This is a genomic window from Candidatus Endomicrobium procryptotermitis (genome assembly GCA_031279415.1).
Taxonomy (GTDB): Bacteria; Elusimicrobiota; Endomicrobiia; order Endomicrobiales; family Endomicrobiaceae; genus Endomicrobium_B; species Endomicrobium_B procryptotermitis.
Window position 1 is genome coordinate 47,256 of the sequence record JAITIP010000036.1, and the last position, 17,334, is coordinate 64,589.

The 17,334-nt window shown below is 36.5% G+C and carries 12 protein-coding genes and 1 riboswitch; of the genes, 6 read left to right on the forward strand and 6 right to left on the reverse strand.

The annotated features are described in order from the left end of the window. Positions 1-14: 14 nt before the first annotated feature. A complete protein-coding gene (locus LBD46_06875; GenBank protein ID MDR2426877.1) occupies positions 15-2,066 on the reverse strand; it encodes a ribonucleoside triphosphate reductase in 2,052 nt (683 codons plus the stop codon). A 124-nt stretch (positions 2,067-2,190) separates the two neighbouring features. After that, a riboswitch (cobalamin riboswitch) is annotated at positions 2,191-2,424 on the reverse strand. Between the two features lie 220 nt (positions 2,425-2,644). Here LBD46_06875 and mfd point away from each other — a divergent pair. The 4 genes from mfd to LBD46_06895 all read left to right on the forward strand — a co-directional run bounded on the left by mfd (position 2,645) and on the right by LBD46_06895 (position 10,404). Then, positions 2,645-5,710: a transcription-repair coupling factor gene (mfd, locus tag LBD46_06880; protein ID MDR2426878.1), complete on the forward strand. Its 3,066-nt coding sequence runs from the start codon at positions 2,645-2,647 to the stop codon at positions 5,708-5,710. Between the two features lie 125 nt (positions 5,711-5,835). Beyond that, on the forward strand, positions 5,836-7,299 hold the full coding sequence (guaB, locus tag LBD46_06885) for an IMP dehydrogenase (GenBank protein MDR2426879.1): 1,464 nt from the start codon (positions 5,836-5,838) through the stop codon (positions 7,297-7,299). A 388-nt stretch (positions 7,300-7,687) separates the two neighbouring features. After that, positions 7,688-8,617, forward strand: a complete 930-nt coding sequence (locus LBD46_06890; GenBank protein MDR2426880.1) for an AEC family transporter — start codon at positions 7,688-7,690, stop codon at positions 8,615-8,617. Positions 8,618-8,736: 119 nt separating this feature from the next. Further along, the gene (locus tag LBD46_06895) at positions 8,737-10,404 is read left to right on the forward strand and encodes a YgiQ family radical SAM protein (GenBank protein MDR2426881.1); all 1,668 of its coding nucleotides are present in this window, start codon (positions 8,737-8,739) and stop codon (positions 10,402-10,404) included. A 535-nt stretch (positions 10,405-10,939) separates the two neighbouring features. Here LBD46_06895 and LBD46_06900 read toward each other — a convergent pair. The 5 genes from LBD46_06900 to LBD46_06920 form a co-directional block, all read right to left on the reverse strand. Beyond that, positions 10,940-11,086 (reverse strand): hypothetical protein, encoded by a 147-nt coding sequence (locus LBD46_06900; GenBank protein ID MDR2426882.1) that lies wholly within the window; start codon positions 11,084-11,086, stop codon positions 10,940-10,942. Between the two features lie 50 nt (positions 11,087-11,136). Beyond that, complete coding sequence (feoB, locus tag LBD46_06905) at positions 11,137-13,227, reverse strand: ferrous iron transport protein B (GenBank protein ID MDR2426883.1); 2,091 nt, start codon at positions 13,225-13,227, stop codon at positions 11,137-11,139. Between the two features lie 20 nt (positions 13,228-13,247). Further along, a complete protein-coding gene (locus LBD46_06910) occupies positions 13,248-13,487 on the reverse strand; it encodes a ferrous iron transport protein A (protein ID MDR2426884.1) in 240 nt (79 codons plus the stop codon). Positions 13,488-13,698: 211 nt separating this feature from the next. Continuing rightward, positions 13,699-14,067 carry a ferrous iron transport protein A gene (locus LBD46_06915; GenBank protein MDR2426885.1) on the reverse strand — a complete coding sequence of 123 codons (369 nt, stop codon included), beginning with the start codon at positions 14,065-14,067 and terminating at the stop codon, positions 13,699-13,701. A 180-nt stretch (positions 14,068-14,247) separates the two neighbouring features. Then, positions 14,248-14,712, reverse strand: coding sequence for a metal-dependent transcriptional regulator (locus tag LBD46_06920; GenBank protein MDR2426886.1), 465 nt, complete (start codon positions 14,710-14,712; stop codon positions 14,248-14,250). A 205-nt stretch (positions 14,713-14,917) separates the two neighbouring features. Between LBD46_06920 and LBD46_06925 the strand changes: the two genes are divergently transcribed. Both LBD46_06925 and LBD46_06930 read left to right on the forward strand, forming a co-directional pair. Then, positions 14,918-15,574: a hypothetical protein gene (locus LBD46_06925; GenBank protein MDR2426887.1), complete on the forward strand. Its 657-nt coding sequence runs from the start codon at positions 14,918-14,920 to the stop codon at positions 15,572-15,574. Between the two features lie 13 nt (positions 15,575-15,587). Beyond that, positions 15,588-17,090: a hypothetical protein gene (locus LBD46_06930; protein ID MDR2426888.1), complete on the forward strand. Its 1,503-nt coding sequence runs from the start codon at positions 15,588-15,590 to the stop codon at positions 17,088-17,090. The last annotated feature ends 244 nt before the right edge of the window (positions 17,091-17,334 follow it).

The following is a 17,334-nucleotide window of genomic DNA, read 5'->3' on the forward strand; positions in this document are numbered from 1 at the left end:
CCTTTTTATTGTTATCAGCTGTTAACTATTAACTGCTGTTCCAACATTTCTATTTGTTTGTTTATGGCCTCTATTCTTTCCTGTTTGCACTTCGGACATTGTGCATGTTCGCCTTCAAGGTATCCGCATACAGGACATACACTAAAAGTCGGCGTTATGGAAAAATACGGCAAACTATAATTTTCACAGACAGTTTTTATGAATTCTTTTAAGCTGCCCGTATCTTTTATTCTTTCGCCCATAAATATATGGATAACCGTTCCTCCTGTATATTTTGTCTGCATTGAATCCTGTAAATCCAGATTTTCAAAAATATCATCTGTATAATTTACTGGAAGCTGACTGGAATTTGTGTAAAATGGCGTGCTTCCGTTCTCGTTTGCGGAAATTATTTCTGGATATTTCTGTTTATCAATCTTTGCAAGTCTATAAGACGTGCCTTCTGCGGGAGTAGCTTCAAGATTATAATTGTTTCCAGTTTCCTGCTGGTATATGATTAGTGTATCTCTTATGAAATCCAAAACTTTTTCGCCGAAAGCTTTGCCTTTTGGACTCCCAACGCCCTGACCGAAAAGGTTTAGACATGCCTCATTCAAACCGACAATTCCAATAGTTGAAAAATGGTTTTTCCAATATTCCCCAAAACGTTCTTTTACGCTTCTTAGATAAAAACTCATATAAGGGTAAAGGCTTCCGGATGTAAATTTTTCAAGAACTTTTCTTTTTATCTCAAGACTTTCTTTGGCGATGTCCATGTTCTTTTTTAATATTTCAATAAAATCGGTTTCGTTCTTGGCAAGATAACCTATCCTTGGCAAGTTTATCGTAACAACGCCAATCGAACCCGTAAGAGGGGCAGCTCCGAATAACCCGCCCCCGCGTTTTTGCAATTCACGGTTGTCTATGCGCAGACGGCAACACATGCTTCTTGCATCTTCTGGTTTCATGTCAGAATTTATGAAATTTGCAAAATAAGGTATGCCATATTTTGCAGTGATATCCCACAATGCGCTTATGTTTTTATTGTTCCAATCGAACTCTTTTGTAATATTATAAGTAGGTATTGGAAATGTGAAAACTCTTCCCTTAGCATCGCCGTCAAGCATGAGTTCCAAGAAAGCCTGATTTAACATGTCCATCTCTTTTTGAAATTCGCCGTAAGTCTTGTCCATACGATTGCCGCCTATTATCGCGGGTTCACTCTTATAGTACGGTGCTACGGTCAAATCCATAGTCAAATTCGTAAAAGGTGTTTGAAATCCTACCCTTGTGGGAACGTTTACGTTAAACAAAAATTCTTGTAAAGCCTGTTTTATTTCGTTGTAAGACAATTTGTCATAATAAATGAAAGGTGCAAGCAAAGTGTCAAAATTTGAAAAAGCCTGCGCTCCTGCACTTTCTCCCTGAAGGGTATAGAAAAAATTTACTATCTGCCCTAAAGCCGTACGGAAATGTTTTGCCGGCTTTGCCTCAGCTTTGCCTAAAGCGCCTTTAAAGCCGCTGAGAAGCAAATCCTGTAAATCCCAGCCAACGCAATATGCACCAAGAAGACCCAAATCATGAAGATGCAAATCTCCTCCACTGTGCGCTTTGCGGACGCTTTCGGGATAAATTTTGTTCAGCCAGTAAACTTTGCTGACTTCAGAAGAAATATAGTTGTTTAGCCCTTGCAACGAATACGACATATTGCTGTTTTCATTTACCTGCCAATCTATCTTTTTGAGATACTGTTCCACAAGGTCAACGTTGAAAGCAGATGTTATTTCTCTTATTTTATTGTGTTGGTCGCGATAAAGAATATATGCTTTTGCAGTTTTTTTATAAACCGAAGAAAGTAAAACCTCTTCTACTATATCCTGAATTTCTTCAACCGTAGGTTTTCTGTCTTCTATTGTGTCCTGCAAAAGAGATAATGCTTTAAGCGTAAGTTTGTCTGCAACATCTGCACCAAACTCGCCTGTTGCCTGTCCTGCTTTTGCTATGGCTGCCGCTATTTTTTTAGGGTTAAACGGTTCTATCATGGCATTTCTTTTTACTATTGCACTAAAAAACTCTGCATTTTCCATTATTTTCTCCTATAGAACAAAAAACTCATTCCTTATATATTAAAGAATGAGGCTGTACCCTGGTTTCATGACCTCAAATAACAAATTAAGCTACTGTCCGCGGCAACTTAATATTATTTGCCTGTTTTCAGGCAGCTTTTTTGGCAGGTCTTCTGGCTTGGGAATAATAAATGCCGTACAAAACTCAAACATTTAATCTACTTGCCGCGCCTTCCCACCCACAACCGAATTGGGCAGTGGCTAAATCTGCGGCTTTTGTTTTCCCCTTACAGCATCGGGAATGCTTCCGATTTTCACGGAATTTCCTATTAGGTTACGCAATAAAACCCTGCGAAACACCAAAAAAGCAAAAATCTATATATTGTGTTTTAAAATCTAGATGACACAACTAATGCTATATTATTAAAATAAAAATGTCAATTACTTGTAATATCACACAAGCACTTTGAGCGACCTTCTGTGCGCCATCTTGTAAAATTTACTGCAATATGCATTTGATATTTTTCATGTTTTTGGTGGCAGTCAAGTTTCTATTTATTGATTTCTAATTAAATTTTTGATAAAAAACACTAAGTGAAATGAGTGTAACGTTTTTGTCAGGTATTTCGGGATCTGCTAAAGCCCATTTTTTGTTTAAATGCTTATCTGAAAGGTATGTCCAAAATTCGGATTTGCGCGCTTTTTTATTTGTCAAAGACGATGAACTTGACTCTTTTTACGATGATTTGAACGTTTTTTTCCAAAAAGATTATAAAGAATTTCCCATCATACTCTTTCCTTCCGATGATGCTCAGCAGAGAACTTTTGCCATTGATAAAATACAAAATCTTAAGAGTTTCATTATATGTGCCGGAGACATATCATATAACCTTCCTGTTGCCGCTCCCGGAGATGACAGAGGAATAGTTTTTAAACATGGACAGAAACATAAATTTGAGGAATTGATTTGTTCGATTGTCAGTTTAGGCTATACAAGAACGAGTTTTGTCGAAGACCGTTTGCAATTTTCCATAAGAGGTGACATAATAGACATTTGGCCTGCGGCAAATATCTACCCCGTCAGAATTCTTTTTGAATACGATACTATTGAGGCTTTAAGAATTTTTGACCCAGCAAGCCAGCTTTCAAATACTTTTATCGACAAAATAAAAGTATTGCCGCTCAATCTGCAAAATGATACCGCTTTAATTAAAGATTATTTTGACGATAAATCCATGCTTTATTTCGATTACACAGTGGAAAAGGAAGAGGAGTTGGTTTCTAAAAAATATGAACTTTTTGTAAATGCACCATTAAATAAAAAATCCGAATATCAAGGTTATAAAAGTTTTACTGGTTTTCATGGAGACATAAAATTTTTCATAAATTCGCTTGAAAATTTTGCACGTAACAGCGTAAACATAAAGATATACTGCGCTAATGATGGAGAAAGGGAAAGAATTCATGACCTTTTTTATGAAAACGGCTGGAAATACGAAGTGCCTGAATTTTTGTATGGAAATTTGTCACAGGGATTTTATCTTGAAAAAGAAAACTTTGCATGCCTGTCCAGCCGCGAAATGTTATATAAAAAGAAACCCATAAGTTTTCCGAAAGTTCAGGGAGGAAGGAGACTTGAAGGAATATGGGAAATTTCTGCTGGAGATTATGTCGTGCACGAAAAATATGGTATTGGCCGCTATATCGGGTTGAAAACGATTTCACGCGAAGATAAAACGTCGGAATATCTGTGCATAGAGTACAGAAAAGGCGACAAACTTTACGTTCCTCCCGAAGAAATTAAAACCGTAAAAAAATATATAGGCGTCGAAGGTGTAAAACCGAAACTTTATTCTATGGATACGGGTGCATGGGAAAGAATAAAGTCGCGCGCCAGGGAAGCGGCGGCAGAGTTCGCAAAAGAGCTTTTGAAACTTTACACGGAAAGAAGCAAAGTTAAAAGGCAGCCTTTAAGCCGCGAAACAACTTGGGAGAAAGAATTGGAAGACGCTTTTCCATATGAAGAAACTCCTGACCAGCTTAAAGCCATCGAAGATGTAAAAAGTGATTTTTTAAAACCTTATCCAATGGAAAGACTGATATGCGGTGATGTCGGTTATGGTAAAACTGAGATTGCCGTAAGAGCGACATTCAAAATCGTGCAGGATGGCATGCAGGCGGCAGTTCTTGTACCTACTACGGTTTTGGCGCAGCAGCATTTCAACACTTTCTATAACAGGCTTTCTCCTTTCCCGACAAAAATTGTGGTGTTAAGCCGCTTTCAGAGCAAAGCGCAGCAGAAAAAAACTGTCGAAGAAATTGCTCAGGGAAGAGTCGATATAGTTATCGGTACGCACAGACTTCTTCAAAAAGACATTAAATTTAAAAATCTCGGAATGCTGATTGTCGATGAAGAGCATAGATTTGGAGTAAAACAAAAAGAAAAGATAAAATCTATAAAGAAAAATATAGATATGCTGATGTTGAGCGCCACACCTATCCCACGCACATTGTCTTCCTCGCTTTCAGGGTTCAGGGATTTGTCGCTTATTGAAACGCCTCCTTTTGGAAGGCTTCCGATAGAAACTTCTCTTTCGGAATATGACGAAAATATGATAAAAACGATAATCGGCGCCGAACTTTCAAGAAACGGGCAGGTTTTTTATGTTTACAATAAAGTTGAAACGATTCTTGCTAAAGCTTCAGAGATTAAAAGACTTGTCCCAGACATCAAACTCGGAGTTATACACGGACAGATGAAGACTGCGGATATCGAAGAAATAATGTGGAGATTTACAAATGCCGAGCTTGACGTTTTGCTTGCGACGACTATTATTGAGTCCGGTTTGGACATTCCTTCAGTAAACACGATGATAGTCGAAGAAGCTGAAAATTTCGGTTTGTCCCAGCTTTACCAACTGCGCGGCAGAATTGGCAGAGATAAAAGAAAAGCATATTGCTATCTTTTTTATAAAGACAAACATTTAAGCGATGAAGCGGTTAAAAGGCTTGAAGCGATGAAAGAGTTCAGCGAACTAGGGTCAGGCTTCAGGCTTGCACTTAAAGATCTGGAAATAAGAGGTGCAGGCGGGATACTCAGTGCTAATCAGCATGGATTTGTCAGGGATATAGGCTACGATATGTTTGCAAAGCTCCTTGAAGAAGAAGGCAAAAAAATAAAAGGCAAAACAGTTGAACGAGAAAAAGATCTCGTATGTGAAATAGATTTACAAATTTCAGCTTTGATACCCGACATTTATATAGAAAATGACGATATAAGAATTTTATTTTACAGAAAACTTTCCAATGCAAAGAAAGCCGAAGACATAGAAAATGTTAAAAACGAACTGACAGACCGTTTCGGGAAGATTCCACAGGAAACACAGAAACTTTTTGAAATCGCGCGCATAAGGCTCAAAGCGGAAAAATTGAAAATTGAAAGAATATCGGAAGACAATAAATATATATATGTGTTATTTTCACAAAACGCTGATTTTTCTAATGCAGATATTAAAAAATTTATAAACGATTATTCGGATATGATTGAATTTATAATGGGGAAACATTATGCGTTTAAATTGAAAAAAGAAAAAATAAATGGCACTATTGTAGACTTTATAAAAACTTTTCTTCAAAAATTGGAGGTATTGTATATAAAAGTCTAATGGGGCAATAGAAAAAACACTTATATATTATAAATTTTATTATAACTGATTTTTAATGCCGCCGCAGGAGAGCATTTGCCAAAAATGGTTAAAATAAGTATAATTTTCAGAAAGCGGAGATAAAAATGGATACAAAATTTTTAAAAGAGGCTCTGACTTTCGATGATGTTTTACTTATCCCTCAGCATTCGCAGGTTCTTCCAAAAGACGTTGACTTAAGCACTAATCTCACAAAAAAAATCAAACTTAATATTCCACTTATGAGCGCAGGAATGGATACCGTTACAGAATCCAAAATGGCTATAGCCATGGCGCGTGAAGGCGGAATCGGAATCATCCACAAGAATATGACAATAGAGGCGCAGGCAGGCGAAGTTGACCGCGTAAAAAGAAGCGATCATGGAGTAATTTCTGATCCTTTTTCTTTAAAAAAGGATAATACTCTTGGCGATGCGAAAGCACTTGCCTCAAGATACAGAATATCTGGCGTGCCTATCGTTGAAGATGATGGAAGACTTATCGGCATAATAACCAACAGGGACATGCGTTTTGAAGATGACAGCAGTAAAAAGATTTCCGATATAATGACAAAAGATAATCTCGTAACCGCAAAAGTAGGCACATCTCTTTCCGAAGCAAGAGAAATACTGAAAAATAAAAAAATAGAAAAACTTCCTTTAATCGATGAAAATTTTATCTTAAAAGGACTTATAACAATTAAAGATATTGAGAAAGGAATACGCTTTCCAAACTCTTCAAAAGATGATGACGGAAGACTTTTGTGCGGAGCTGCCATAGGAATAACAAAAAATATGCTTGAAAGAGCAGAAGCTCTGCTCGCTGAACATGTAGACGTTCTGGCCGTAGATACTGCACACGGGCACAGCCAAGGAGTTATAGACGCAGTAAAAAAATTGAGAAAAACTTTTCCCTATGCGCAGATAATTGCCGGAAATATCGCAACCGCGGCGGCGGCCGAAGATTTAATAAATGCCGGCGCAGATTGCATAAAAGTAGGAATAGGACCGGGCGCCATATGCACTACAAGAGTTGTTGCAGGCATAGGCATTCCGCAGATAACCGCGGTTTATGACTGCGCTAAAATTGCGGCAAAATATGGCATACCGGTAATTGCCGATGGCGGAATAAAATATTCCGGAGACATACCTAAAGCAATTGCTGCAGGTGCAAGCATCTGCATGATGGGTTCGCTTTTTGCCGGCACAAAAGAAAGTCCAGGAGAAGACATCATTTATAATGGCCGCGCTTTTAAATATTACAGAGGTATGGGTTCTTCCGCTGCAATGCAGTCCGGAAGCAGCGACAGGTATTTTCAGGAAAATTCAAAAAAACTTGTCGCAGAAGGCGTCGAAGGAAGAGTTCCTTACCGCGGAGAAGTCGGAGATGTAGTCTATCAGCTTATCGGCGGACTAAGAGCAGCAATGGGCTATTGCGGAGTTAAAACTATTAAAGAACTTATTGAAAACGGAAAATTTGTAAAAATAACTTCGGCTGGGCTTGCCGAAAGTCATCCTCATGATATCTTTATAACTAAAGAAGAAAGTAATTACAGCAGATATAATGGATGATTACAGAAGTCGGGAAGTTGGACAACAACAGCAGCTGGGTAATGACCGCAGTAGCTGCAAAAGGATACAGGCTTTTGACGATATGACATATTGGCGAAAGCAGAAACCGAGTAGTCGAACAAAGGAAAATGGTAACAGCAAATCTTGTAATGCAGTTTGTACCATAATATCTTAATACAGTCCGCAAGCGGCTAATATGGATTAAGAACATATCTGTCCACAAAAAATATTTTTCTCCCGTATGTCAACAACTCACACGAAGCTGCAGTGCTGACAGTCGGCATATTAAAATATTACTTTGCATTTCTGGATTGCCGCCCCCAATATACCGTTATCCAGCTTTCCCACTTCTGCATTTTTACTAAAATTCTTTTTTTAAAGGATTAAAATGATTGAAAATTTAATAGCGTTTTTTTTAATTATGGGCAGCGGTATTTTTTTTCAATGGAAAAAACCCGGAAACATAAATCCAGATTTGGCAAGACACACAATCAATACTATCGTTATAAGATTTTTTCTGCCAACTTTATGTTTCAGAGTTATCGCCACTGCCGACATGGACATCAATACTATTCTTTTGCCTGTTTCGGCAATTCTTACAATATCGCTTTCGCTTATTTTTTCTTTTATCGTTTTTGGAATCATAGAGAAATTCATATCTTTAAATAAAAAGGATAAAATTGTTTTGATACTTGCGGCGACTTTTGGAAACGTTACATTTTTAGGACTTCCACTTTTAACCGGACTTTACGGCAGCGGCGTTTCGCAATATGTTTTTTTATATGATTTAATGGCGACCATGCCGTTGTTATGGTTTGTAGGTGCTTCGCTTGCTTGTTCTTATGGAAAAGGACAAAAACTTTCAATTAAAGACAGCGTGAAAATACTTGCACAGCTTCCGCCGATATGGGCATTAATATTGGGTTTTGTGGTAAATTTTTGCGGGATAACTCTTCCCGGTTTTTTACTTAAAACTTTAGAACTCATGTCGATGCCCATAGTGTCCCTTATGATTTTCAGCGTTGGGCTTGCACTTACTATTCCAAAAATAAAAGAAACCGTAATAGTTCTTCCTGCGGTTGTCATAAAATTGTGTATTTCTCCACTGATTGCTTATTCTGCGGCCATGATTTTGGGAATGAAAAATCTGGCTTTCAAATCAACGACTATGGAAGCCGCAATGCCTACAATGGTTTTAACTTTAGTTATAGCTTCGCAGTATAAACTTAGTCACAAACTTGCTGCACTTGCTATAGTGCTGACAACAGCAGCAGGATTTATAACAATGCCGATAATATCTCTTTTACTGGAGAAATAATAATTTTATGCACAGCAAACTGGTGCAATATAAGTTGAAAAGAGTTTTTTCAACTCGGATTTCCGCTTTTGCGGGACAAACTTATAATGTTTGTAAATTAAAAATATAAAAGAGGATTTGTGTTTTTACCTACCACAAAAGAAGAAATGAACCGAATCGGCTGGGATAAGGCCGACATAATTTTAGTGTCCGGAGATACTTATATAGACAGCCCTTTTATAGGTACTGCCGTTATTGGAAATTATCTTGTTTCCAAAGGGCTTAGAGTTGCGATTATTGCACAGCCAGACATTAATAATAATGATATTGCCCGTCTCGGAGAACCAGCTCTTTATTGGGGTGTATCGGCTGGCGCAATGGATTCTTTCATTTCAAATTATACGGCTCTTAACAAGTTCAGAAACGATGACGATTTAACACCTGGAGGCATAAATAATAAGCGTCCTGACAGAGCATGCATGGCATATACAAACCTTATAAGGAAACATTTTAAAAATACAAAACCTATAGTTCTCGGCGGAGTTGAAGCAAGCCTTAGGAGAATTGTCCATTATGATTTTAAAGACAATGCTTTGAGGCGGTCAATACTATTTGACGCAAAAGCCGATATAATTTCATACGGTATGGGTGAAAAGTCCAATCTTGAGCTCGCCAGAGCTTTAAGAGATGGAGAAGAATGGAGAGATATAAAAGGGCTATGTTATATTTCAAAAGAAAAAAAAGAAGATTCTTTAGAGCTTCCGTCATTTGAAGAATGCAGAGATAATAAAGACAAATTTTTTGAAATGTTTTCAACTTTTTATAAAAATTCTTGCAACAGAAATGAAAAAACAATATCGCAAAAACACGGCGGCAGATACATCATACACAATGGCAGTCAGTCAGTTCTTACGACGGAAGAGTTGGATGCTGTATATGATTTAGATTATACAAGAGAAGTTCACCCTTTCTATGCTAAAATGGGAAAAGTAAAAGCTCAGGAGACCATAAAATTTTCAATAACAACGCACAGAGGCTGTATCGGAGAATGCAATTTTTGTTCTATAGCAGTGCATCAGGGAAAAGAAGTGGTATCAAGAAGCGAAGAATCGGTTGTTAAAGAAGCCGAAAAAATAACTAAACTTAAAGATTTTAAAGGTTATATCACAGATTTAGGCGGACCGACAGCAAATATGTTTGCCATAAAATGTTCGTTAAACTCAAATGCGGGAAGATGCGAAAGTAAACGCTGCTTATTTCCGTCACAATGTGCAAATCTCATTTACGGACACAATAAACAAATGCTGCTGCTGAAAAAAGTGAGCATGCTTGAAGGAGTAAAAAAGGTTTTTGTTTCTTCAGGAATAAGATATGACATTATATGCGGCGATGCAGAAAACGGTCAAGATTATCTTGACCGTATCACGGAAAATCATATATCGGGACAGATGAAGATAGCTCCAGAACATTGTGATGATAAGATTTTATCTCTCATGGGCAAACCTTCGTCAAATAAACTTAAATACTTTATCGAAATGTTTAAAAGAAGTAACAGTAAAAATCTGTTTCTCACATACTATTTTATTGCAGCATATCCAGGCTGCGGTGAAAAAGAAATGATATATCTTCAAAATTATATAGGAAAAAATTTAAAAATTCATCCGCAGCAAGTACAAATATTTACCCCGGCACCTTCAACGAATGCGGCAATGATGTACTATTGTGAAAAGGATTTATCTGGCGGCAAGGTTTTTGTCGAAAAAGACAGAAACGGCAAGCAGCGGCAAAAGAGAATTATCTGCGGATAGTTTTTGGAAGCTGGGTCTCCTGGCTTCGTCGCTTTGGTGACCATTTAGACTATAGCATTTTTACAAGTCTCTGTGTCTCAATATCAATTCAAGATGGACGATGAATATTCCAAAAAACTTTTAAAGAACTTTTAAATTTTCTTTAAACAGCCGATTAAATTCAACTACAATAAAACATAATAATTACCGCCGCTTTATTGTTTCATATTGTAAGGGCTGCACAAAAATATTTTGGTTTCTGCCAGTGGTCAAAGGGGCAGTAGACACAAAAGTTTGGTAATATTTCTTGAAAAATATATGATAACGTCAATGAACGGTGCATATTTTGGAAATAATGCAATTTCTATAGGCCAACGCCGTTATTTGGACTCAAAAACAAAATTGTTAAATTTTATTTAAGAATAGTAATAGCATTGAAGTTCTTATTACAAATTACTAATTTACTATAATAAGATTATGTTAAAACCCTGGTCAATTACTACCACTGTCCGCAAAACTGACCATAGCTATAAAGGAATTTTATATATTTATGGAGTTATTTTTCTTGTTTGCCATTACAGCCGCAATCGCATTTGTTTTTATCTTCCGTTTTACAGCAGTCAGTGCCGCCTTTTTTGAAATGTCGTATCAAAAAAAATACTGCGACCACCACAATTACAAGAATAATTATATTTTGCAGCATGCTGCCTCCTCAAAGACAAAAGTAAAAAGACTTCTTTTTTCTATTTACAGCTAAACTCCTATTTTTAAAAGAGTACCTATCTGAAAAACTAAAAACGCCGCAAGCCATGCAGCGATGGTATTGCCTATTACCAAAAGTGCAAGCCATTTATAATTTGAACCGGTTTCTTTGAAAAATACGATGACAGCTGTGATGCACGGAATGTATATAAGGCAGAATATCAAAAATACGATGCCTTTAAGCGGCGACCAGCCTTCATCAGATGCAAGTTTTTCTTTCAAAGGTTCGGCTTCTTCGGGGTCAACTTCTCCGAGAGAATATATCGTGCCCAATGTGCTTACAACCACTTCTTTTGCTGCAAGTCCGGCAACTAAAGCTATCGCTCTGCTTCCGTCCATGCCAATAGGTTTTACTATAGGTTCCAAAGCGCTGCCGAGTCTTCCTAAAAAACTTTGTTCCATTTGACTAGCTGCCACTTCTTCTTGCGGCAAATCTGGATTTTCACTAGCCGTAGGATAAGTAAATCCTGCCCATATCAAAATTGATATAAATACGATGATAGTGCCGGCTTTTTTAATATAAAGCCAGCCTCTTTCCCACATTTTAAGCAATAGTCCCCTGATGGTAGGCATATGATATGGGGGAAGTTCCATGACAAAATGAGCGGGTTCACCTTTAAGTACGGTTTTGCTTAATATCTTCGCTGCTATAAGAGCAATGCAGACACTTAACACATAAAATATAAACATGATGTTTGCCTGTTGACTTTCGGCAAAAAATGCCGCTATAAAAAGTGAAAATACCGGCAATTTCGCGCCGCATATCATAAATGAAACTGTAAACATTGTTATAAATCTGTCGCGTTTTGAATCAAGCGTTCTGGTTGCCATGAAACCAGGAACCGCACAGCCGTTTGTTGAAATCATCATCGGCAAGAACGATTTTCCGTGCAACCCAAATTTGCTCATAATTCTGTCCATTACGAAAGCCGCTCTTGCCATATAACCCGTATCTTCGAAAAAGGCGATTGCAAAAAACATGAACAGAACAAGAGGAAAAAAACCTAAAACTCCACCAACTCCTCCTATCATTCCATCTACCACTAAAGATTGAATGTTTCCTTCGGGAATTATGGCAGCAGCCATTCTACCACTCCATTCAAAAAAAGTTTCAAACCAGCCGACAACAGGGTAGGAAACTGTGAAAGTAAATTTGAAAATCAAATACATTACAAGTGCAAAAATCGGAAGGCCGAGAAACCTGTTTAAAACAAATTTATCTATAACTGCCGTGACGTCCTTTTTATTTGACGTCAGCTCTTTGATCACTGTTTTTACTACGGAATTTGTGAAACCGTAACGATACTCGGCAATTTTGGTTTCTACGGTTTCTCCGAAATGTTCTTCGATATGTTTTCTGCTTTTTTCATTTTGCGCAAGTATTGCCGCAGCATTTTTTGATACTAAAACTTTTTTAACCGCGGCTGAATCATTATCCAAAAGTTTTATTGAAAGCCAGTTTTTAGGAAGTTTTGAGAGTTCTTCATCTTTTAAAATCAGTGCTTCAAGATTATCTGTTTCGGTTTTTATGTCGTCGCCGTAATCGACTTTTGCTTTTTTCTGCGATGCAAAATCGCCGTTTTCATGATTTTCGATAATTTTGTCAAGCAGATTATTTATACCGGTTTTTTTATTTCCTATAGTTGAAACGACAGGTACTCCCAAAAGCGAGGAAAGTTCTTTTTCATCGGCTTTAAACCCTTTGCTTTCCAAAATATCAATCATGTTTAAAACCAAAAGAACTGGCGTGTCAAGTTCCGCAAGCTGCGTGAAAAGATAAAGGTTCCTGTCCATGTTCGAAGCATCAACTATGTGGACTACGACATCCGGTTTATCTTTGATAACAAAATCTCTTGCGACTACTTCGTCTTCAGAATAAGCAGAAAGGCTGTAGGTTCCAGGCAAATCTACAAACGTTATTTCATAATCTTTATATTTTTTTATTCCTTCTTTTTTCTCTACGGTTACACCCGGATAATTTCCGACATGTTGGTTTGAACCGGTTAAAGCGTTAAAAATAGTACTTTTTCCACAGTTTGGGTTTCCCGCAAGTGCGACAATAATTTTTTTTCTATTACTCATATCTTTTCCTTAAAAAAGTATTATATTTCAACTTCTATTGCATCGGCTTCTTCTTTTCTAAGACTTAAAGAATAGCTTTTCACAATAACTTCCACAGGATCCCCCAGAGGTGCAAGTTTTTTCACCTTTATTGTGCAGCCCGCCACGCAGCCCATATCCAAAAGTCTCTTTTTTAAAACGGTCCCGCTTTTAGAAGAAATGCTTTTAATTTTTCCTTCTTGCCCTACCTTTAAAACACTTAACTTCTTTACTTCTCCCATGTAAAATCCCCCCCCCCAGTTATATATTAACACGTTATGCTTTTCTTAACTTTATCTAATTTCAACGGTATTAAAAAAAACAGATAACTAATAAAATAATAAAAATTTTTCTTATCAAACCGACTGTTATCGGAAAAATATTTTATCAAATAAGTATAAAATCTGTTAAAAAATTTGTGTATTTTTACTTTTTGAAAGATAAAGCAGCTGTTCATGTAGAAATATTATTTTTTATTTCTTCTTTTATAAAGATATTGTCTGCTATTTTGTTACTTAAGGCAAGTTTTGAGCCTTTAACTTCTACCATAATACTTCCTCTTGAACTACCCGAAACGATTTTTATGCTGCTGCCCGGAGTAAAACCCATTTCGGAAAGCCTACGAGCCAATTTTTCATCACAGCAGGCAGAAACAAATTTACAGCTTCCCCTTTTTATGCAACTTAATTTATTTAGGCCTTTACATATCGCACTGTTTGTATTGCGATTGTATATTTTTTTATTTGACATCGCTGGCTTACGATGCCAATAATCATAAAAACAATATTTTAAACGATTTTTAAAACTGTTAAAAATGCGCATTTAGTAACATCTCCTAATTTTAGGCTGAGCTAATATAATTGCTTTAAAAAAAACCCTTTCGGGCAATTTAAATCCATAATAATCTTATATAATGTTTTCTTTAACGCTACCTTTTTAATACTTTCTGCGTAACTCTCCGAATGTAAAATCGAGTAAAATTTACGTAATATTTCTAAAAAATTACTCTTTTCTTTCAAGATAATCCTGAAGATTCATCATATCTTTAGGAGTAGTAAGAAAATGTTTTTTCAAAAGTTTATATAATCTTTCAAGCCTATGTATAGTATCCGAACTTACTGAATGCTCTATTTCGCAAGCTTCTTTAACGGCCAATCCACTTTCAACAAAGAGCAAGTCGCGCAAGAACATATATAAAATATCGTGTTTTCGTTGGACTTCTTTGGCGATATTGTCGCCTTGTTCGGTCAAATCCACGTATCCATATCTTTCATGTATTACAAGACCGTTTTCGGCCAAAAAATTTATTGCGACATTAACACTTGAACTTTTAACATTGAGAGATTTTGCTATATCTCCAATTCTTGCATATTTTTTTTCTTTTTTTAAAGCGGCAATAGTTTCCAGATAATTTTCCAATGCTGCGCTAAGATTATTTAAAGAATCGCTTCTCTTAAATTTTACCACGCGTTCTCCTTCTTTATACGAATTTTTTGTGTATTATTATATGGCTTTACATAATGTTTGTCAAGTGCAATCTCACGCATTTTGCTTTATGTATTAAGATGCGTACACTTGAAAATTTGATTATAAATAAGTATCATATTTAAGAAATCTTCAGTTGTTATTAGTTTTATTTGTAAGTGTTTTTAAACAGAAATGGAGAAAATAGGTGAAAAAGATAATGCTTTTATTGTTTGTGACAGTTTTTTCTTTGGCTGTCCATGCCGAAATTACCAGAAAAGTTACAGCTACCCATTACTACGAAGGTAACCCGAAAAAAGAAATGACATTTTACAATGATAACGGTACGGAGGTAGCAAAAGAATTTTACCATATAGATGGCAGGGTTATGGGTGTTAAAGGCAGTGTTCCGGATGGAGAAGTTTATGAATATTATACAAACGGTGAAGTTAAAAGCGAGGCAAATTATAAATCCAATCTACTTTATGAAGAAAAAGAGTTCTATCCCGATGGAATAAGTAAATCTCATACGATTAATAATTGGTCTGGAAGGAATCTAATAGAATCGATTTATGTAATGTATTATCCCAACGGGAAAAAACAACAGGAAATGAAAATGGACAGTAATGGCGACGGAGTCAGCATGCTGTATTATGAAACCGGAGAATTGTTTGAAAGGTCGGAACTTAAAGACGCTTATAGAGAAGGTGCGGTTACGCAATATTATAAAAATGGTCAGGTTATGCTTATGGGATTCATGAAAGAAGATATGCTTGATGGTCCTGCAAAAGAATATAATTCTAAAGGACAGCTAATAAAAAAAGTCGTTTATAAAGAAGGTAAAGAAGTACAAAATGAGCAGTAATAAGAGGATTAATATGAATAAATTATTCTATTCTTTACTTATTTTGTCAGTATGTTTTACCGTTTCATATGCTGACTATTTTTATCTTAAATCCGGCAAAGTTATAAACGGAAAGATTATTTCTGAAGCAGATGATTCGGTAACGGTTTCTGTTACAGGTACAGGGGTAAAACGTAAAATAATGCTTTATGAAATAGAAGAAATTACAAAAAAACCGCGTCCGCTTCCTGCCGTTACCACAAAAGCCGCTGCAGCGGTAATCGCGGAAAAAGCTAAAACACAGTTTACCAGTGATTTGAAACAAGACAATTCCGAAGGTGAAACCTATGTCAAAGATAATAAGTCCGGTGTGCTTGTTTATAATGTGCAGGAAGCCGTAATAGAAAAACCGAAAACAGCTTCTTCTTCTGATAATGAATTTGACGCTGCTTTATTTTTGTTGGGCGACAGCAGTACAATTAAAACTTCATCATCTAGTGAAAGTAAAACAACGACAACTGCAAAAAAAGGAGAAAGTAAACCGGAAGTACAAAAAAGAGTAAAAGAAAAGCCCGCGGCGATTCGGACCGATGACGAGAATTTTGACGCTGCTTTATTTCTGTTAGGCGACAGCAGTACAATTAAAACTTCATCATCTGTTGCGTCAAATAATAAAAGCAAAACAATGACAACTGCAGCTGCAAAAAAAAGAGAAAGTAAACCGAAGGTACAAAAAAGAGTAAAAGAAAAGCCCGCGGCAATTCGGTCCAATGATGAAGAATTTGACGCCGCTTTATTTCTGCTTTCATCTTCACCTCAACCACCTGCGTCTGTCACTCCTACTCCACAAGAAAAAAAAGAAAAAGTGCCAACTGATGATTATTATGATGCTGCGTTATTTTTGCTTGGGGAACAGTCTGCAGGTAAGCCTGCTGAGCCGGAAACTACAACTTTTAAATATAAAGAACCCAAAGAAGAAAAAAGATTATTGCCAAAACCAGAAAGCGAGACTTTTCTTGCGCTTGCCTTTGATTTAAAAGGCATTAATATTTTCTCAGGAGAAGTTAAAAACAGCGGAGTTAAAAACGATGCACATCTGACGGAAAATGTGGATTATGGCATAAGCTTATCTGCGGAACAGTACGGATATGTAAGCAGATTTGCAGCGGTAGGTTTAGGGTTAGGTTTTCAGTTTAAAAGAGCTCTGGAAGAAAGTCCGGGAAGATTTAGCTTTCTTCCTTTGTATGCTGCATTCAAAATGCGCTTTTTCAGCGAAGAAGATTATCACTTTTATGCCGTCGGGCATCTTGGCTACAATTTTCTAATAGCAAACTTTAAATATTTAGATAAAAATAAAGCTGAAGGCGGTTTATATTATGCGGCAGGACTTGGAGCATCTTATAATAGATACGTATTTCAAATTCTTTATTCGGTAAATAATGCATCGTTACATTATTCTAATTCTTCTTTAGGCAATAATTCTGATATAGACGTAATGTATTCAAAAGTCGGATTTTATATAGGTTATATTCTCTAAGAAAATAATTAAAAGTAAAAATTAAAAAAACGATGCATAAAAAGTACTGGCTCTTTATAATGATAGCTGATATTTAGCTGTCGATAAACATTTATATCCTGCCATCAACACACTGAAAAATATTCTTCCTTTTTATCCACCATCCTGTGAGGATAAAGTACTAGCAGTTGACAGTCCATGATATATGCCGTTACCCTATACTTAGTTTCTGCCTTTATGCCTTTTCTGTTATCAATCTTCCGAG